The organism is Chitinophagales bacterium (assembly GCA_017303415.1).
GTDB lineage: Bacteria > Bacteroidota > Bacteroidia > Chitinophagales > Chitinophagaceae > SpSt-398.
Genome location: JAFLBJ010000001.1, coordinates 1,555,267 through 1,576,210, shown reverse-complemented (window position 1 = coordinate 1,576,210; position 20,944 = coordinate 1,555,267). Strand labels below are relative to the sequence as shown.

Here is a 20,944-nt window from a genome sequence, read left to right as displayed (position 1 = left end):
TTTATTAAGTGCAACGAATTGTTTCACCGTTTATTAAGCCAAAAAAACGTTCAAATTTGCTGCTTTCACCACCATTTTTTTTCAAGTGATACGTATCTTGCTTGGTTTTAGCCATGCATTTACCCGTTGAATTGATCGAAACCGAGCTAAAGGTCTTTGAAACCACCTTCAAAGATGCCGTGAAAAGCAATGCCCCCATGCTCGACCGGATCATGCGTTATATCGTGCGGAGAAAGGGTAAACAGTTGAGGCCCATGTTCGTATTCTTCTCGGCGAAGATCCATGGGGAGGTTACAGACGCCACTTACCGGGCCGCTTCCCTGGTTGAAATCCTCCATACCGCTACCCTGGTGCATGACGACGTGGTTGATGACTCCCTGGAGCGTCGTGGATTTTTTTCTGTCTACGCATTGTGGAAAAATAAAGCTTCAGTCCTGGTCGGAGATTACCTTTTGGCCAAAGGACTCCTGCTTTCACTTGATCATAATGACCATGAAATCCTCCATATTTTGTCCGATGCCGTGCGAAAAATGAGTGAAGGAGAGCTTTTGCAACTCGAAAAAGCACGCACACTGAACCTGAAAGAGGATATTTATTTCGAGATTATCCGCAATAAAACTGCCTCTTTACTTGCCTCGGCCTGTGCTGCGGGAGCCTGGTCAACCAGCCAGGACAAGGAAATAGCCGAAAAGATGCGCTTATTTGGCGAAAAAGTGGGGATGGCCTTTCAGATCAAAGATGACCTGTTTGATTATTCCGCCAGTGCCCGTATCGGTAAGCCAACCGGTAACGATATCAAGGAAAAAAAGCTGACCCTGCCCGTTATTTACACGCTGAACAATTGTGACGCATCTACGCGCAAAGAGATCATCCATACAATCAAACACAAAAACAAAGACAGTAAATCTGTAAAAAGGGTGACCGAACTGGTTGCCCAGAACGGAGGGATCGCCTACGCGGAAAAGAAAATGGAACAATTTCGCGCCGAAGCCCTCGAAATCCTCCACTCCTTCCCTGAATCGCCATTTCGAAAAGGACTGGCCGATCTTGTACATTATGTAACCAACCGTAGCTATTAAATTCAAAATCGCCTGAATGGAAAAGCGGTGGACATTGAAAAAGGGTGACCCTGCCCGTGCTGAAGCATTGAAAGAGGCTTTGGGCATACATACTGCCCTCTGTGCCATATTGGAGCAAAGAGGGATCGGGACCTATGAGGAAGCAAAATCTTTTTTCCGCCCCGATCTCGCAAACCTTCCCTCTCCCTGGCTCATGAAGGATATGGAGAAGGCTGTTAGCCGTATTCAGCAGGCCATTGAAAAACAGGAAAAGATCCTGCTCTTTGGTGACTACGACGTGGATGGAACCACCGCGGTGAGCGTTCTCTTTCGTTTCTTCCAAAAATTTCATCCCAATCTCGATTTCTATATTCCACATCGCTATCGCGAAGGCTATGGAGTGAGCAAGGCCGGGATTGATTTTGCCAAAGAAAATGCATTTGACCTGATCATCTCCGTAGACTGTGGCATCAAATCCGTTGACCTGATCGGTTATGCTTCTTCGTTAGGCATGGATTTTATTGTATGCGACCACCATTTGCCGGATGAAGAGCTCCCCCCTGCCATCGCGATCCTCAATGCCAAACAAAAAGATTGCCCCTATCCCTATAAAGAACTATGTGGTTGTGGCGTTGGTTTCAAACTGATGAGTGCACTGGTGGAACGACTGGCCCTGCCCGGTGAATGGTTGCGGGAAGACCTTGATCTGGTAGCCACGGCCATCGCGGCGGATATTGTTCCCATCACCGGAGAAAACCGCATACTTGCTTTCCATGGTTTGAAAAAAGCCAATGAAACGCCTAACAATGGAATAAAGGCGCTTTCCTTTTTAAGCGGACTCAAACCACCTCTTCATATCCATAACCTCGTTTTCATGATCGCGCCGCGGGTAAATGCAGCCGGACGAATGGATGATGCACGAAAAGCCGTGGAGATGTTCATCGCCCCAAGCTATGAAGAGTCGTTGGGCTTTGCTGAGAAATTACACAGTGACAATACAGACCGAAAGGAAGCGGATAAATCCATAACACAAGAAGCACTTGAACTGATCCGAAGTCATGAACATTGGGTCGATCGCCGGTCCACTGTCGTTTTTCAACCTCATTGGCATAAAGGGGTGGTAGGAATTGTGGCGTCGCGATTGATCGAACATTATTATCGCCCTACCGTCGTACTGACCCGTTCGGGAGATTATGTTGCGGGTAGCGCACGAAGTGTGCCTGGATTTAACCTGTATGAAGCCATTCATGCCTGTCGCGAACATCTGCTGGGATATGGTGGCCATTTTGCTGCAGCTGGAATGACCCTCGATCCGGAACAGGTGGATCTGTTTCGCGAAAAATTTGAATCGGTGGTTTCAGCTACCATTGACCCCGAATTACTCATTCCTGAGATCGAGATCGATGCAGAGATCGGATTTGCAGATATCAACTGGAACTTTTTCAATATTCTTCGACAAATGGAGCCTTTTGGGCCAGAGAACCTCATGCCTCAGTTTCTTGTGAAACAGGTCAGGGACACCGGCTATTCCAAAATCGTAAAGGAAGAACATCTTCGCTTTGTTCTTAAACACCAGGACATTACCCTCACCGGTATCGGATTTGGCATGGCCTCAAAATATCCTTTGTTGCAAGGCAGCAAGCCGGTGGATATCGTTTTCAAGATCGATGAGAATGAATGGAATGGTCAGAAAAGTTTACAATTACGAATGATCGACATACGTCCTTCATAATCATATTCCAATTTTGGGACTATCGTAGTTTTCCGATACCGGGGCATTATTTGTTAATAAATAATTCACCTGTTGCCCCCCGGCTACATAGTGAATAAAACTACTTTTGGGCGACCACAAACAAACGCTCATGAGAAAGAATTACCTCTTATCCTTCGTCCTTTTCTTTTTATTTTATTTTACTGCCAATGCACAAGTTGTCATCAATGAAGTGTACGGCGGTGGTGGCAACAGCGGTGCCACTTATAAGAATGATTTCATTGAATTATACAATAACAGTTCCTCTCCTGTTTCTTTGACGGGTTGGTCCATTCAATATGCTTCTGCTACAGGTACGACCTGGCAAAAGACAGATCTGACCGGAACCATTCCTGCCAATGGATATTATCTGATCCAGGAAGCACAGGGAGCGGGGGGCACACTTGACCTTCCCACACCCGATGTGATTGGCACCATTGCCATGAGTGGAACAGCGGGTAAGGTAGCCCTGGTGAACAATACCACCTTGCTTTCCGGTTGTCCGGCAGCGGGAACCTATATCGACCTCGTGGGGTTTGGCACCACTGCCAACTGCTTTGAAGGTGGTGGCCCAACGCCTGCTCCTTCCAATACCAATGCGGTGCAACGCAATCCGATCGGAAATGATACACAGAACAACAATACCGATTTTGCGACAGCACTTCCCTCTCCTTCCAACATCTCCACCGGAGGAGGCACAGCTTCCGAAACCGCCTCGGTAGCGATCAGCGCCAATGGAGCCGAACCTGCCACAAACGGATCCTTTACCATTTCGCTGAGTGCTGCTGCACCGACAGGAGGCATAACGGTAACCTATACACTATCAGGTTCTGCAAGTGCCGGTCTTGACTATACAGATCCACAGGCCGGAACGGTGACCATTCCCGAAGGTGCAACCAGTTTCCCTCTTGTGATCAATGTATTGGATGATGCTAATTTTGACCCTTCTGAAACGGTTCAGATCACTCTGCAAACGGTAACTGCCCCCTATATACTGGGAACTTCCACAGCCACGATCAGTATTGCCGATGATGAAGTACCTCCTCCCACACCGATATTTCTGACCCTGGCTCCCTATACACAAGATTTCAATACCCTGGAAGGCGTAGCCACCACAGGTTCTACTGTACCGAATGGTTGGTTATTCCTTGAAACAGGAAGCGGTGCCAACACGACCTATGGAGTAGGCACGGGTTCTTCCAATGCAGGTAATACCTATAGCTTTGGTGCCAGTGGCAGCAATGAAAGAGCTTTTGGCGGATTGCAATCCGGAAGTGTTATTCCTTCTGTCGGAGCCGGTATCATCAATAATACCGGAACCACCATTACCCGTCTCGGTATTACATTCACCGGTGAACAATGGAGACTGGGAACAGCAGGAAGGGCTGACCGGCTCGATTTCCAATACAGCCTTGATGCCACCAACCTGGGAACCGGTACCTGGATCGATGTAGATGGATTGGATTTCATCTCCCCCACTCAAGCCGGAACCGCAGGCGCCCTGGATGGCAACCTGGCCGCCAACCGCAGCCTGGTATCTGTTACGATCAATGGTATCGCCATTCCTGATGGTGCCACTTTCCATATTCGCTGGAACGATTTCAATGCCTCTGGTGCAGACGATGGCCTGGCCATTGATGATGTTACCATCGAAGCCAACCCGGTTGATCTTACTGCCCCCGCGGTAACCACCTATTCGCCTGCCAATGGCAGTACAAATGTTTCTACCAATGGAGCCGCCAGCATTAGCTTTAATGAACCTGTACAAAAAGGAACGGGCACTATTACACTGCGTAACGCCGGGGATAATAGTGTAATAACCAGCCTCGATGTCACAAGCGCTTCTGTTTCTGTCAATGGAAACACGGTCACCTTCCCATTGGTAAATCTGCCCGTGAATACCACCATTCAGGTGGAGATAAGCAATGGTGCCTTAATTGATCTTTCCTCTAACCCATATAGTGGAACAAGTGGCAATGACTGGACCTTTACAACCGGTACTACCTTTTTTGCTGCTGATTTCAATACCTGTACCAGCAATTTATCCGATGGGTTTACTCAATACAGCGTCACCGGTGCCATCACCTGGGCCTGTACCACTTTTGGCCGTGATCCAAATAACAATACCGGTTCTCTCGCGAATGGCGTTCAGATCAATGGTTTCTCAGGAGGAACCAATGTACCCAATGTGGATTGGTTGATCTCTCCCGCTTTTGACCTGACGGGAACCACCTATCCGCTGTTGTCCTTCTGGAGCCGTGCTGCCTTCAATGGTAAACCGCTACTGTTAAAGGTGTCCACCGATTATACCGGTGGCGATCCTGCCCTGGCTACCTGGACCGACCTCAATGGCAAGTTCCCCGCACAAGCTTCGAATGTGTGGACACTTTCTGAAAATATCAACCTGACCGCTTACAAACAAGCGAATGTCCATATTGCTTTTGTGTACACCTCTACCGATGATGATGGTGCACGCTGGACATTGGATGATCTTTCCCTGTTGAATTCACCCACACCTCCACCACCAAGTCTGACCCTGGGTAACCGTGATGTGTTGTATCCTTTTGTTCCGGCTGGTCAAACCGCCGAAAAAGCGATCACCTTCATTGGCAACGACCTTACAGGTGATGTGACACTGGATGTTACGGGTGATTTCCTTCTGTCGAAGGATGCGAACAGTTTCTCCTCTTCGCTTACCTACACTCAGGCAGAGGCCAATGATGAAGTAATAACCGTTTATGTTCGATTTGCTCCCGGTCAGAACAACGAGGATTTTACCGGGTTGATCCATATCTCCACTTCGGGTCTGCTCGACAGCATTGGGTTGAAAGGCACGAGCATCGATCCGGCCACCACGCTTGAAGTGGTGAACTGGAATATTGAATGGTTTGGCAGTACGGCCAATGGTCCCACCAATGAGAACCAGCAGCAACAAAATGTACAAACCATCCTGCAGAATATCGGTGCTGATGTGTATGGCTTAGTGGAAGTGGTGGATGAGAACCGACTGGCGCAGGTGGTTGCCCAAATGCCCGGATATGCCTATGTGGTTTGCGATTATGGTTCGCATACCAATCCAAATGCCCCCAACCCGGGACCATTGTCGGAAGCACAGAAAGAAGCCTTTGTGTACAAGACCAGTGTGTTTAGCAATATCACTACCGAACCGTTGCTGACACAGGGAATCAATTCCGCGGCTGATATTTCCAATCCGGCTTATAACTATTGGGCCAGTGGACGTTTCCCCTATATGATGACCGCCGATGTAACCTTGAATTGCATCACCAAGCGGATGCGTTTCATTCTGGTACACGCGAAAGCGAATACCTCACCTACGGCTACGTCCTATGAGCGTCGCAAGCGGGGTGCAGACACCTTGTATCAAACCCTGACCCAGCTTTATCCTGAAGACCCGATCATCATCCTGGGTGATTTCAATGATGACCTGGATCAGTCCATTACCGCCGGGTTCACCACTACATCCTGGAACTCCTTTACCGATGATGTGGTGAATTTTGAGGCCATTACTAAACCATTGAGCCTGGCAGGTAAAAAATCGACTGTGAGCTATAATGATGTGATCGATCATGTGGTGGTGTCGAATGACCTGCTTCCCTATTATATTCCCAATTCTGCCGCCTTGTTGAGCGATGTGGCTGGCCTGGTTACCAATTATGGTTCTACCACTACAGACCACTACCCTGCTTTTTCACGCTATATTTTCCGCAATACCACCGCACCAACGGTTGGTTCATGTACCGCAACCGTTCAGTTCTGTGCCAATGGAACAGACACGTATACGGTACCAGCCTTTGTAGCCAACGACGATTGCGATACCGAATTGATCTATACCTATACCATTACAGGTGCCACCGAAAGAAGTGGAAATGCGAATGATGCCAGCGGCCTCTTCAATATCGGTGTAAGTGTGATCAATTGGACCGCCACCGATAGCTGGGGTAACAGCGTTACCTGCCAAACAACGGTAACTGTAAATGAAGCGCCATCTGTGTTGATTCCCGATGTGTATGTATTGCCCGCAGGTACAATGGCCAATACCGTGTATATCGGATATGCACCGGCGTCAACTGCCACCTTGAATGCAACCGCAGCCGGTGGTACAGCTCCGTATGGGTATAGCTGGTCAACCGGAAGTACCAATGCCAGCATCCAGGTGAGCCCAACCACCAATACCCAATACAAAGTGACCATCACCGATGCCAATGGTTGCCAGGCCATGGATAGTTTAATGATCCAGGTGAAAAATGTGAGAGGAGGAAAAAGAGGTGACAAAGTGATCATCTGCTATAAGCCAACTGGTGTGGCCAATACACTTGAAGTATTCCCGGCTCTTGTTCCTTTCTGGATCGGGCAAGGTGCGGTATTAGGAAGCTGTTCAGAGAACGGTGTACCTGATTATCTCCTGAAAGTAAGTTTGGCACCCAACCCGACTGTGAACCAGTTCCGGTTGAACATACAGTCAAATAACCCGACCGATCCGATTGTGATCCGTGTACGTGATATTTTTGGCCGCCTCGTGGAACTGCGTCAGGTACCTGCCGGAACCACCCAGGTGTTTATCGGCCAGAACTACCATGCCGGTCTCTACTTTATCGAGGTGATCCAAGGGCCGGAGCGCGTGGTTTTAAGAGGTTTGAAGCTTCGGTAATAAGGAGCAAAAACCTTCTAATTTGTTGATTATTAATTACTAATTATTGTTTGTGGCGGGGTTTACTCCGCCACATTCAATAATTAGTAATTATTAATCAATAATTCCCCCCAAACTGCCTATCTTTGCAGCCCATTTTTAAACAATTTTATTAACAAAAAACAGGGTAATGAACAATTACGAATTGATGGTGATTTTTACCCCTGTTCTGAGTGAAGAAGACTTCAAAGCAGAACAGAAGAAGTACATCGACTTTCTGTCGAACAACGGCGGGAAGGTGGTGCATACGAATCCCTGGGGATTAAAATCACTGGCGTATCCCATTCAGAAAAAGACCACAGGTCTTTACTGGGTGTTGGAATATTCTGCGCCATCCGACTTCAATGAGAAGCTGAAGATCCAGCTTCTTCGTGACGACCATGTGCTTCGTCAACTGTTGACCAAACTCGATAAATACGCCGTCGAGTACAACGCAAGAAAGAGAAGTGGCGTTTCTACAGGAACCGAAAAAGCAGTGGAGGCTTAAGACATGGCAAAGAATGAGATCAAATACCTGACCGCCATTAAAACCGATACGCACGTTAAAAAGTATTGTCGGTTTAAAAAATATGGCATCCGCTACATTGACTACAAAGATGTAGAGTTCCTGAAGAAATTTTTGAATGAGCAGGGCAAGATGCTCCCTCGTCGGATCACTGGTAACTCTCTGAAGTATCAGCGTCTGGTGGGTGAAGCCATCAAAAAAGCCCGCCAGATGGCGTTATTGCCGTATGTAACCGATTTATTAAAATAAGGAGGAGCCCATGGAAGTAATACTGATTCAAGACGTAGATCACCTGGGTGGCAAAAATGAGGTTGTACGGGTACGCAATGGTTATGCCCGCAACTATCTGATCCCCCAGAAGAAAGCCGTGGAAGCCAACCCCGGAAACCGCAAGCAACTCGACGAATGGCTGAAAGTGCAGAAGAAAAAAGAGGATGCCATGCTCGCCGAGATCAACAATGTGGTTGCCAAATTGAGCGAATCCCCGCTGAAAGTTGGTGCCAAAACCGGTACCAGTGGTAAGATCTTTGGTAGCGTGACCTCCCTGCAATTAAGCCGGGCTATCCGCGACCAAAAAGGTTATGAAATCGATCGTAAACGCATATCAATCAATGATGATGTTAAGGAACTGGGTTCCTATAAGGCCAGCATTGACTTTGGTGGCGGAAAAACGACCGAGGTGGAATTTGAAGTGGTGGCTGAATAACTGACTCTATCTTAACGACTTATAAAATCCGCTGATTTTCAGCGGATTTTTTTGTTCTGATAATTTTCTGTAAAAAAATACGTTATTTTGTACTGTATTGGTGCTCTGTCAGTTTCACAAGTCTTCTGAACGATTCCTTTTTTTCCAGCGAATGTTCGAAGGTTGATTGTTTCACTGTTGCACTATTTTTTATTTAAAACCTTTTTTTTCATGAACATTTACGTAGGAAACCTTAGTTGGGGTCTCAAAGATCAGGACTTGTCCAACTTATTTGCACAATTTGGCGAGGTGAGCTCCGCCAAAATCGTTACCGACAAATTCACCCAGCGCAGCAAAGGGTTCGGTTTTGTAGAAATGCCGAACGACGAAGAAGCGCAAGCGGCAATCGCACAGCTGAATGGCAGCGAAGTTGAAGGCCGTAACCTGGTCGTGAATGAAAGCCGTCCTAAAGAAGGCGGCAGCGGCGGCAGCGGTGGATTCAAGAAGAGAAGCTTTGGCGGTGGCGGCGGTGGCGGCTTCCGTAAAGGCGGCAACGGCGGCGGCGGTGGTTATAACCGCGACCGTGGTGGATTCAGAGATAATTACTGAACCTCTTTATAAGTCCTTGTAAGAAGAAAAGTCCTCTTTTGGAGGACTTTTTTGTTTTTGGGGGAGGGGGATGACGGAGGACTGATGACAGATGACAGCCACGATCCGCCATCTGCCCTCCAACATCCAACATCCGTCATCCGTCATCCGTCATCCGTCATCCGTCATCCGTCATCCAACATCCAACATCCATCATCCATCATCCAACATCCGTCATCTGTCCTCCGTCATCTGTCATCTATCCTCACCATCCTCGCCCCATGATACGAATGATACTCGCCTTTGTACATTGCATCCGCACTTACAGGGCCCATTCGATAGTATCCCGGAGAAACAGCCCTTACTGCATAATAATAAGTCTGTTTATTATTGGCCATATCAATAAAGAAGTGAATGCGGTCGTCACGAACATCCAATGCCGTAGGTGAATAACCATCCTTGATCCAATCCATTCCGGGGATCTCCTTGGTCCGTGGGTTCTCGATCTCAAACCCGGCGGGCAAAAGATCAGTGATCACAACGTTCTCCACCGTACCGGAATAGGATTTCTCCAGACTCACCCCGATCACGATCAGGTCATTTTGTTTAAAGGATGAACCACTAAGCTCTTTTCCAAAACGGTCATAAAAGCGACGGCGAACTTTGAGATAGCTGTCCTCTTCCTTATAACTACCAGTCGCGCTGATTCCCTCAGCTTCCCAGAAATAATACAGTTGTCCATTCCCTTTTGCCACAATTTCAATATTGCTTCCTTTAAGGGCTGCCTTCACACCAGTCCAGTTTCCACCATCCACCTTCGCAATGGTCTTTCCTCCCACTTTAATTTCAGCTGTGGCGTCAGATTGTGCTGCGGCTCTTGCGATCTTGCCCAAGGCAAGAAAACCAAAGGAACGCTCCTGTGTGCTCAACCACTCCCGTGATTTTAATTTATCACTGACATGTCTGGCCATTACTCCGATCTGCTTATTGGCCGGATCCACTTCCAATAACGCATTCAGGGCTATCCCTTCATCGCGCAGATCCGAATACCAGCTGCCACCGGCTTGAGAAACCGATTCTTCTCCCACAAAAGCCGTGGGCAGCATACTGGTAAATGATTTCTTATCCCCGGCGATGGCATAGGCTGCAGAGAGCAGGTACTTGCCATCTATCGCGAGCAGATCAGGATTGGCCTTATAATAATTCATGGAAGGAATATTTGAGCGACCGGCAAGGGCCAGTACAAACAAACTATAAGGCACTTCCTTGGGTGCGATCTTCCTGTTTTGATCCCTGTTATAATAATAGGCGATGGTTTCGCGATTTCTTAACCGGTTGGTCAGATAGGCCAGCATAGGATCCAGTAAACTGTTCTCCACGGTGAACCCGGCCTTGCGTGCTTCGAGTAAGAAGTGGGTGGCATAGACGGTCGTCCACCAATGGGGATAGCCCTCTCCATCCCACAAGGTCAGTGCCCCGTTTTCCACCTGGCGCATTTTTATCTTGCGAATGGCCTCCATCACATTGTAATTCGCATTGGAGGCGGCAACACCCTTTTTGTTCATCACATCCACCAGGTCGCCAAAATACAGTTGGGGGAAGGCGGCTGATACTGTTTGCTCGGTACAACCGTATGGATACTGAACCAGGTATTCCAATTGTTTACCCCATTCCAATACAGGGCTCCGGCTTACCACTAACTTGTAATCCACACTGGATGGAATAAAATCACCAAGCCCTATTTGTACCGCCTGTGTGGAGCCACCTTTCACCATTCCGCTTCCTGTCACTTTTTGCAGGGTGCTGGCTGGACGGATCGATATCTCTGTTTCATCAAAGAATTTTTCACCCATACCATTTACCTCCACGCGTACTTTGGAAACAGCCATCACGGGGTCGGCCACAATACGGAAGGTGGCCCGGCCCTCACTATTGGCTGCCAGGTCTACGGATTGTGTTGTTCCACCCAGCACCTTCAGAGGGCCATCGGTCTTTAACTGCGCACTTACCGTAGCTGCTTTTGCGGTAGTATTACTTAGCGTAACAGGCACCGTGACCGTATCGCCCGGACTTAAAAACCGGGGAAGTGCTGTACTGATCACAACGGGATCTGCAACGGTCATTGTATTTTCTCCTGCACCAAAACTTGATCCTTTATAGGCCACGGCCATCAGGCGTATCTCTCCGCTGAACTGTGGCACCTGCACATTGAATTTTGCCTCACCACTGCCATTGGCCTTTGAAATCCCACTCCAGAATGAAACCACTTTGATGCGTTTTGCAGGCATTGGATTGACCCTTTTTTCCATGGAAAGATCACCATCCCCACCTGTACTGCTGAGCCGACCGCGCACTTCAGGAAACAGTAAGGGATAGATGTCATATCCATTTACCTGCAAGGCTTTTTTGCTGTAAAAATGATCATACGGATTTGGTGTCTTAAAACTACTCACCTGTAATACACCATTGTCTACCGCCGAAAGAGTGACATAACTACCAGGAGTTGCCTTTACCGTGATCTCCTGACTGGTACGTGAGCGAACGGTTTTCTTTGCTTCGATTTCAACAGCAATCTTCCTGGATTTATCTTCCACCTGGAGGTTCTGATAGCCATGTGCCACGGTCAGCGGCATATCGGTCAGTTCATGCGGCTTGATCAGCGTGGCGGTGACATATACATTTGGCAGGTGATCCGCAGAAATGGGAAGATTTAATTGCGCGGTACGTTTCTCTACGTTGACATAATGATAGGAAACAATCTTATCAGTTTCCATGGTCACCAGCATACGCCCATCAAAGGGAGCTTTGAATGTGACCACAGCTGTTTCGTTGGTAAAATAAGGGTTCTTCCCCTTATCAAGGGCAATATCGATATGGCCTTCATTATTCACTTCAAATGTGCTGTTGGAATTGCCCCAACCCCAATTGCCATAACTATAAAATGATTCACTGACATAGGTATTGGCATCGGGAGCATACACACGGATCTCGTAATCGCCCGGTGAACGGGGTACATAGGAATAACTGGACCCATTACCTATGGACAAGGTCTTTTCTTCCATCAACTTATCTTCTTTCTGTGATTCATAACGGAAATACCCTCCGCTTTTGACCAGGTTGGTATGGTACTCATGTTTGATCACCTGGACTTTGGCCGACGCGGAAGTGGCTGCCCCCCCTTTGTTCACCGCTGCCAACTTGAATTTGGCTGCCGTGTTCAAAGGCTGATAGTAATATCCTTCGCGTTGAATACCAAAGAATACAGGTTGGGTATATAAGTTCAGACTGGAGCTTCGGCTTACCGGTCTTCCTGTTTCATCAAAAACGGTAGTATAAAAGACCGCCTGGAGAAGACCCATATTCTTTAAAATATCGGTCAGGGTATAGGAACCTGAAACCTGACCATTGGCATCGGTTTGACCTTGTGACACATTTTTATCAAACACCGAGCTCATATTCTCCAGGTTGAAATTATACCCTTCGAATTTTTCCGGTGAAAAATATTGTCTTCTTACCTGTATCTCCAACTCATAGTTACGATTGGCGGCAGGTGGCCCAAAGAAATTGGTGGCCGTCACCTGTACATTAGCCGTTTCCCCGGTCTGAATCGATTCCTTATCCAATTTGGATTGAACCCGGATACGGTCAGGCACAAATTCTTCCACATTGAAACTTTGTGTTCCCAACAAAACCTCATTGGAGGAATAAACTTCCAAAGTATATCCACCGGTAATAGCGGAAGTGGCCAGATCAACCGCGCCTTCGATACTTCCTTCTTCGTTCAGTGTCTTCCGGAAGGTTTTCAATTCCTTACCATTTGGCATGAGCATCTTCAGCAATACGGGTATCTCACCCGGGCTTTTCCATTGACGGTCGCGGATAATGACGGAGAAATTGATCTTCTCTCCGGGACGATAAATATCCCTTTCTGCATAGATATAGGTATCGAGCCCTGTCGGGTTGTTTCGTTTTCCACCCACTTCAAACCGGGAAGTATTTACCCGTGTGGAATTAAAAGGCAGGTAATTGAAATCATCTGCCGTCTTGGCAATGATCATCGCAGGCTTGAAACCACTATATTCTTTCTTTGCCATTTCGATCTCTGCCACGCCATCACTATTGGTGGCCCCCGTACCTAAAAGTTGGTTATTACCTCCATACACCATGATATTCACCCCGGCCAGCGCGTTCGCAGTCTTGATCGAATTGGCAAATACCAACATTTTGTCTGTCCCTTCCCGGGCAATCAACCCTATATCGGATACGGAAACAAAACGGCTGTCCTGCACCCAATAACTTTCGGTTGAGCGCACCACCACATGGTAGATACCATTGAAATCAGGAAGCCGGTCTTCAAATTGGGCGAAGTTGAGCAGGTGTCCGCCCCCACTTCGTGGAAGGCTCCGGGTATCGATCTCCTTTTCATAGATCACATCACCCAAAACCATATCGGAAAAACTCGCGTAAGAATATTCATCTTCATAATAATCGCCATAATAGGAATTCTTCTCGCGTGGCGAATACCCATAGCGTTGGGCCAGCAGGAGGTTATTCTCATAAACCTTTGAAACGATCAATTTTACCTTGGGGGTATTGGTGATACGGATCTCCAGGTTTCTGGCCCCTTGTTTGGAAAGGTAGATGCCCTTGTTATTGGTAAAATTGATCCCTGATTCCAATTCCCCAAATGCAACCTGTTGTGATACCTCTTCCTTTAATACACCTCCCAGTCTTCCGCGAAGTCCTTTCAGAAAATTCACGGTATAGCTCTTTTCCACATTGAATGCTTCACTCCGGATCAAGGCTCCCGATTCGGTGAGCTCGACGGAATAATTCATTTCAGGGTCGATCTTGATATAGTTCTTGATATTTTCGGACACCAATGGCTGACTGGTCCTGATCTCCACACTACCTTCCTCCCCATCATGCCGTCCTTCCACACTTTGAATAAGCAGTACAAAAGGTGAGGGAATATTAAAATTCTCTACCAGATCATCCGGAGTTGAATTATTTCCTTCCAGGGGTTTGATCCCTTTGCCCAGCGTCACTTTTACCTGATAATCTTTATCCTCCACAGTCAGGTTATTGATCGAAACAGATAACTTATTCTCCGGTGACTGGGTTAACAGGGTAAACTCTTTCTCTTTTCCATCTACCGTGATCGTAAGCTTATCCTTGATCTCCTCTGGTTTTACAGGATAATTAAAAAACAGGTCAACCTGGGGATAGGCATTTTTTCCAGACTCATCTTTCGCGGTCCAAAATACCTGAAGGTCATCTACTGTCAGGTGAGGCGTATGAAATTCGATCTTATCGGCTTTCTCCACCTTCCCAAATTTGCTGTACCGAAGTACTTCATTGGTCATTTTTGCTTTGTAGGTTGTAGCGGGGGCCAGGGGTGCGGCTGGAGAAAACACCAGCATATCCGGGCTCTCCCACCGAAAGCGGCCCGGGATGGCAGGTTCGAATTTGATGTACTCAGTCGAATCCCAACTATTCAGCAATGAATCGGGGGCCAGGGATTTGCTAAACCGGAAGTTCAGGTTGGTTAAGCGGGGTACCTCGTCCTTTGCATTGGTGGAGTCGAGTACCACCGCATTTCGGTTACACGAAAGCGTGAGTACGCCTGTACTTAACAGGAAAAGGCTGAGCAGTCGGAGACGCATATGAAATGGTTAATGGAGTGGAGAATAAAATAAAGTTGATTAAAAGTACCGAAATCAATGCAATTTTGTACTGACCACAAAAAGAGGCATGCCCAATCGATTCTCCATACGGTTTACCCGCAAATCCTTGTTAAAATTTCTGAAACGGACTGGGCTGGCCCTTGTGGGGATGATCGTGCTTTTCTTTCTCCTGCACTGGATATTTCCCCCACCCCCGCCACCGGATTTTTCCCCTATTGTAACCGACCAGAAAGGGGAGATCATTCATGCCTATCTAACCAACGATGAAAAATGGAGGATGGTGACCGAATTGGAGGAGATCTCACCGCTTTTACAAAAGACCATCATTGCCAAAGAGGATAAATATTTCTATTCACACCCGGGCATCAATCCCGCTGCCGTAACCCGCGCCTTTTTCAAGAACCTTTTTCGGTTAAAAAGAACTTCAGGGGCCAGTACGATCACCATGCAGGTGGCCCGTTTGCTGGAGCCCCGGAAAAGGAATATCGGCAGTAAAATCATCGAAATGTTCCGGGCCCTTCAACTGGAACTTAAATACAGTAAAAAAGAGATCCTGCAACTTTATCTCAACCTGGTGCCCTATGGGGGAAACATTGAGGGAGTAAAGGCAGCGGCTTTTTTGTATTTCAACAAGGCACCGGATCATCTATCGCTGGCCGAGATCACGGCCTTGTCCATCATACCCAACCGCCCTTCTTCCCTGGTCATCGGTCGCCATAACGCCCGTATTGTGGAGGAAAGGAACAGGTGGTTGCAAAAATTTGCAGCTGACAAGGTATTTACGCAAAAAGAGATCGCGGATGCCCTGGCCGAACCCATGAACGCCAGCCGGGGAACAGTACCCCGTCATATTCCTCACCTGGCCTACCGGCTCAAAAGACAGGGAGGCCATTTGATCCCTACCTGGATAAACCTGAATACCCAGCTTAAAACGGAGCGGTTGGTGGAAGACTATATCCGTGGTTTGAAACTGCGCCAGATCCGCAATGCGGCCGTGGTCATCATTGACAATAAAACACATCAGGTGATCACCTATGTGGGTTCGTCTTCCTTCCAGGATACAACTGATGGTGGACAGGTGAATGGGGCCAAGGCCATAAGGCAACCGGGGAGTACCTTAAAACCACTTTTATATGGTCTTTGCATCGACGAAGGCTTGCTGACACCCAAGTCGGTGATGACCGATGTAGCGGTCAACTACCAGGGTTATGCCCCCGAAAACTATGATGAAAAATTCAATGGGTATGTAACCATGGAATATGCCCTGGAACATTCCCTCAATATCCCGGCAGTAAAGGGCCTGCGCCTGTTGGGTAAAGACAAGTTGGTAAGCAAACTAAGCGCCTGTGATTTCAGACAGATTCGAAAGGATCAGCATAAACTCGGCCTATCCATGATCCTGGGAGGATGTGGAACCACACTGGAAGAACTCACGGGCTTGTTTAGTGCCTTTGCACAGGATGGCACCTGGTATGCCCCACAATATCTCCGCTCGGGTTCCACTCCCAGACAGGTTCGGATACTCAGCCCCGCCGCCAATTTTATGGTCACCGATATTCTTTCCAAGGTCAACCGTCCGGATTTTCCGCTTAACTGGGGGGCCACCGAAAAAATGCCCCGGATATCCTGGAAGACAGGAACCAGTTACGGACGCCGGGATGCCTGGAGTATTGGATACAATAAGCACTTTACGGTTGGGGTGTGGGTGGGTAATTTTTCAGGCCTGGGAATCGCCGACCTGAGTGGGGCGCAAACTGCCACCCCCCTGCTTTTTCGCATTTTCAACACCATTGATTATGATACGGAAAATGAATGGAATGCCCCACCGGAAGATTGCGCCTTGCGGCAGGTTTGTTCAGAAACCGGGCATGTACCGTCTCCACAATGCCAACATAAAGTGATGGACTATTTTATTCCGCTGATCTCCTCCACTATACCCTGTGCCAACCGGCAGGAAGTGATGATGAGCCCGGATGAAAAGATCTCTTATTGTAAATCCTGTATGCCTGCTGCTGGGTATAAGAAAAAAATGATCCGCCTGATCGAGCCCGAAATGCAAAACTGGTATGAAGAGAACCAGCTACAATATGAGCGTGTGCCTCCTCATAACCCGGAATGTGAAGTAGTATTCAAAGGAAAAGCCCCGTTGATCCTGTCACCTACAGCCAATGGAGAATATTATATCAGTAAAAAGAACCCGGAACCTTTGCAATTGGCTTGTCAGACCGGAAATGATGTGGACAGGGTTTACTGGTATGTGGATGATCAATTTTACCGCTCGGCTTCACCTGGTGAGAAACTTTTCTTTATTCCCCGGGAAGGCCCGGTAAAAATATCCTGTACAGACGACAAAGGGAGGAATAACAATATCCGCATTACGGTAAAGTTCTCCTCCCTTTGAATCCTATGTTTTCCGATCAATTTGCCTTGGAAACACTACCCGCACCGGAAACCGATTGGTTTACCGTCGGGTTGCCTTTGTAGTGTACGGAACCGGCACCCGATACCCGTACATCGAGCTTTACACTCGCAGAAACCTGGGCACTGCCTGCCCCGGAAATTTCCACTTTGGTATTCTCTGTCAGCAGATCATAGCACTTAATATCCGTGCTACCCGATCCATCCACATCAAAGTCTTTTGCTTCACCTTTGAGTTTGATGGTTCCTGCTCCCGAAAGGTCAGCTTCCACCATGGGGGATTTGACATCCATTTCCACATCGGAGGCACCGCTCAGGTGGACATGAATTTTCTGGGAGGATTGAAGCTGGTTTTCACTATATAGATCGCAGGCTCCACTCACCCGAAATTCGGTGAACTGCGGCGCAGAAACATATACTTTGAATCCACGGGTGGTACGCAGGTTCATATTGTTTGCTTCGTGGATATAGAGCGTATTTCCTTCTTTCACGGTTTCCAGATAAGGCAGAAGATTCTCGTCTCCTTCAATTCGGATGGAGAATACAGAATCCTGTTTGACAAACAGGTCAGCGGCACCGCCAATATCGATCCGATCAAACCCGGTAATATTTCGGGTCTGGCTTGTGATATTTCCATTGCCACGCATACGTTTCCCAAAAACCTGCCTGCAACCGGTCATGACCATAGCGGCCAGGACAATGAATAAAATGCCTTTTTTCATGTTATTTTATTTTAATCCAAAATTTTAGACGACATCAGGGCGGATCGGGTTACAGTAAATGCACCCTAATTTTCCCGGGAGGATCAGTTTAGCGCCTTAAAGGTACCATCCAGCCACTTGACAAAGTAGAGTCTTTTATTCTCAAAATAATCCAGGGCCAGGGTGGTTCTGTTCATGACAGGTTGAATATCAAAGCTTCGGATAAGGTTGAACTCTTTACTTCCTAAATTGGAGGAAAGGTCGGGGCCATATTTAAGCAGAAGCCGGGCAAATTTCCAGGTGGTCTCATAGCCCCGGATCACCATATCACTTGGTTTGGCATACAGGGTTTTGCTAAAATGATCCACAACGGACATACTGACCTTATCGGTGCGTGCATTGAAGAAGGGTGTGGTAAAAAGGATCTCCACCCCTTTCCATTCAGGGCGGGAGAAATCCTCATTGTCCCAGGTAGGCATACCGATCACCAGGGGTTTATAGGATTTGGCCACTACTCCCATTTTGTTCAAGATGGAATGGCTGAAGTTTGTATCCAGGCTGCCCACTATTGTTACTGTTTTTCGATTGCTATCAAGCGGGGCGGTCAGTTGTTGCTGGGTAAAATTTGCCGGTAGGTCCACAAACCGGATATCCACCGGCAAGGCTGGTGTGCTTTTGCCAAACTCGGTGAAATAATTTTTGATCATATCCTCCATCTGGCCTTTTCGGGTGTAAAAAACCATCCGGTCAGCAGGGTGATTCTTTTGCAGATACCGGTACATCTCTTCGCAATGCGAACGAAGGGTGGTATTGAGAAGGATAAAATACGGGTTATTGGAAATACCTCCGTCATTGGGGAGGTTGACATTCAGTACGGGAATCTGACTGTCTTTTGCCACTTTCGCAAATTGGAAAAGTTCGCGGCCTGTGATATGGGCGATGATCAATTCAACCTTGTTGTTAACCGCCTCGGTCAATTGATCCAGCAGGCTTTGCGTGGCAGATCGGGTATCGTAGATATAAAATTCAAGGGGAAGATTCTCTTTATTGAGTGAATCGATCGCCAGTTGAACCCCTTCATAAAATTCAAGGCCGGGGTTGATGAATTTTGGAAATTCAGACGCGTATCGATAGTTCTGATTATTATCAAAGGCAGAATCAAGGAAAAGCGGGCTGAATACGGCAATGCGATGCCTTTCCACAGATTGGGCATTTATTTGTCCAATAAACAGGACACTCACCCACATAATCAACCAACATCTTTTCATATTACCGGTTTAATCCCCCTCCTATTCCCACTCAATGGTGGCAGGAGGTTTACTGCTGATATCGTATACCACGCGGTTGATGCCGCGTACATTGTTGATGATCTCATTCGAAACATTGGCCAGGAAATCATAAGGCAGGTGCGCCCAATCCGCTGTCATTCCATCCACACTGGTCACTGCCCGAAGGGCGACAGTGAACTCATAGGTCCGCTCATCACCCATTACGCCAACACTTTTTACTGGTAACAAGATTGCACCGGCCTGCCAAACCGTTGCATAGAGATGGTGTTGTTTCAGGGCTTTTACATAAATATCATCCGCTTCCTGCAACAATTGTACCTTTTCCGGGGTCACTTCTCCCAGGATACGGATCGCGAGGCCCGGCCCGGGGAAGGGATGGCGGTCGATCATTTCCGCTGGGATACCCAGCTCCCTTCCTACTTTCCGTACCTCATCTTTGAAGAGGTAACGAAGAGGTTCCACCAGTTCGAGGTGCATCTTGTCCGGGAGCCCGCCTACATTGTGGTGCGATTTAATCGTAACCGAAGGCCCATGTACTGAAACACTTTCGATCACATCAGGGTAAATGGTTCCTTGTCCCAGCAATCCAATCCCCTCAATATGTTTGGCTTCCTCCTGGAAGGTATCAATGAATAATTTTCCAATGATCTTACGCTTGGCTTCGGGATCGGTCTGTCCGGCCAGTTCATCATAAAACAATTCACGCGCATCTACCCCTTTTACATTCAAACCCAGGGTTGCATAGGTTTTCAATACGCTTTCAAATTCATTTTTGCGCAGCACCCCATTGTCGACAAAGATGCCAAAGAGCCGGTCGCCGATGGCGCGGTGGATCAGGGTGGCGGCTACAGTAGAATCCACACCCCCACTCAGGGCCATGATCACTTTACGGTCACCGATCTGTTTGCGTAAGGCCTCCACCGTATCGGAAATAAAATGCGCCGGGGTCCAATCCTGGCTACAACCACATACCTCTACCAGAAAATTGTGTAATATCTTTTTACCCTCAATGGAATGATATACTTCCGGATGAAATTGAAGCCCATACAGTGGGTGTACTCCGTTGCTCCGTTTGAAGGCAGCTACTGGAATATTCTCTGTGGTGGCCAATAAATCAAACCCACCCGGTAATTCAAGAATCGTATCTGCATGACTCATCCAGACCTGTGAGCTTTCCATCACATTCTTTAACAACACATCTTCTTTCTGGCGATGGAGATAGGCCCGGCCATATTCTCTTTTATTGCTTTTTTCCACCCGGCCACCAAATTGTTTGGCGGTCAGTTGCGCGCCATAACAAACCCCGAGAACAGGGACATTTCCGGCCAGGGTTTCAACCGGCACTTCCGGTGGCTGGGGGTCATTGACCGAAAATGGTGAACCGCTCAGGATAATGCCCTTCAGACCCGGTTCAAATTCAATGTTTTTATGGTAAGGAATGATCTCGCAGTACACATTGGCCTCCCGCACGGCCCTGGCGATCAACTGGGTGTATTGGGAGCCGAAATCAAGGATCAAAATTTTCTCTGTCATGGTGGTGCGAAGATAGGATTTG

General features: G+C 47.7%; 12 protein-coding genes. 8 read left to right on the top strand and 4 right to left on the bottom strand.

Annotated features, from left to right (window positions below; genetic code table 11):
• Positions 1 to 113: 113 nt before the first annotated feature.
• From J0M30_06845 to J0M30_06815, 7 genes are all read left to right on the top strand, one after another.
• Positions 114 to 1,079 carry a polyprenyl synthetase family protein gene (locus tag J0M30_06845; GenBank protein ID MBN8667208.1) on the top strand — a complete coding sequence of 322 codons (966 nt, stop codon included), beginning with the start codon at positions 114 to 116 and terminating at the stop codon, positions 1,077 to 1,079.
• A 16-nt stretch (positions 1,080 to 1,095) separates the two neighbouring features.
• Positions 1,096 to 2,790: a single-stranded-DNA-specific exonuclease RecJ gene (gene recJ, locus J0M30_06840; protein ID MBN8667207.1), complete on the top strand. Its 1,695-nt coding sequence runs from the start codon at positions 1,096 to 1,098 to the stop codon at positions 2,788 to 2,790.
• 130 nt (positions 2,791 to 2,920) lie between these two features.
• On the top strand, positions 2,921 to 7,477 hold the full coding sequence (locus J0M30_06835) for a lamin tail domain-containing protein (GenBank protein MBN8667206.1): 4,557 nt from the start codon (positions 2,921 to 2,923) through the stop codon (positions 7,475 to 7,477).
• Positions 7,478 to 7,646: 169 nt separating this feature from the next.
• The gene (gene rpsF / locus J0M30_06830) at positions 7,647 to 8,003 is read left to right on the top strand and encodes a 30S ribosomal protein S6 (GenBank protein MBN8667205.1); all 357 of its coding nucleotides are present in this window, start codon (positions 7,647 to 7,649) and stop codon (positions 8,001 to 8,003) included.
• Positions 8,004 to 8,006: 3 nt separating this feature from the next.
• Positions 8,007 to 8,270 (top strand): 30S ribosomal protein S18, encoded by a 264-nt coding sequence (locus J0M30_06825; GenBank protein MBN8667204.1) that lies wholly within the window; start codon positions 8,007 to 8,009, stop codon positions 8,268 to 8,270.
• A gap of 10 nt (positions 8,271 to 8,280) precedes the next feature.
• Positions 8,281 to 8,727, top strand: coding sequence for a 50S ribosomal protein L9 (rplI, locus tag J0M30_06820; protein ID MBN8667203.1), 447 nt, complete (start codon positions 8,281 to 8,283; stop codon positions 8,725 to 8,727).
• A gap of 210 nt (positions 8,728 to 8,937) precedes the next feature.
• Positions 8,938 to 9,315: an RNA-binding protein gene (locus tag J0M30_06815; protein ID MBN8667202.1), complete on the top strand. Its 378-nt coding sequence runs from the start codon at positions 8,938 to 8,940 to the stop codon at positions 9,313 to 9,315.
• Positions 9,316 to 9,542: 227 nt separating this feature from the next.
• On the opposite strand, the gene J0M30_06810 is transcribed toward J0M30_06815, so the two are convergent.
• The gene (locus J0M30_06810) at positions 9,543 to 14,960 is read right to left on the bottom strand and encodes an alpha-2-macroglobulin family protein (protein MBN8667201.1); all 5,418 of its coding nucleotides are present in this window, start codon (positions 14,958 to 14,960) and stop codon (positions 9,543 to 9,545) included.
• Between the two features lie 88 nt (positions 14,961 to 15,048).
• Between J0M30_06810 and pbpC the strand changes: the two genes are divergently transcribed.
• Positions 15,049 to 17,382, top strand: coding sequence for a penicillin-binding protein 1C (pbpC, locus tag J0M30_06805; GenBank protein MBN8667200.1), 2,334 nt, complete (start codon positions 15,049 to 15,051; stop codon positions 17,380 to 17,382).
• A 16-nt stretch (positions 17,383 to 17,398) separates the two neighbouring features.
• On the opposite strand, the gene J0M30_06800 is transcribed toward pbpC, so the two are convergent.
• From J0M30_06800 to guaA, 3 genes are all read right to left on the bottom strand, one after another.
• On the bottom strand, positions 17,399 to 18,121 hold the full coding sequence (locus tag J0M30_06800; protein ID MBN8667199.1) for a DUF2807 domain-containing protein: 723 nt from the start codon (positions 18,119 to 18,121) through the stop codon (positions 17,399 to 17,401).
• 83 nt (positions 18,122 to 18,204) lie between these two features.
• Entirely contained in the window at positions 18,205 to 19,368 is a 1,164-nt protein-coding gene (locus J0M30_06795) for an amino acid ABC transporter substrate-binding protein (GenBank protein MBN8667198.1), read from the bottom strand.
• Positions 19,369 to 19,389: 21 nt separating this feature from the next.
• Positions 19,390 to 20,922, bottom strand: coding sequence for a glutamine-hydrolyzing GMP synthase (gene guaA, locus J0M30_06790; protein MBN8667197.1), 1,533 nt, complete (start codon positions 20,920 to 20,922; stop codon positions 19,390 to 19,392).
• Positions 20,923 to 20,944: the final 22 nt, after the last annotated feature.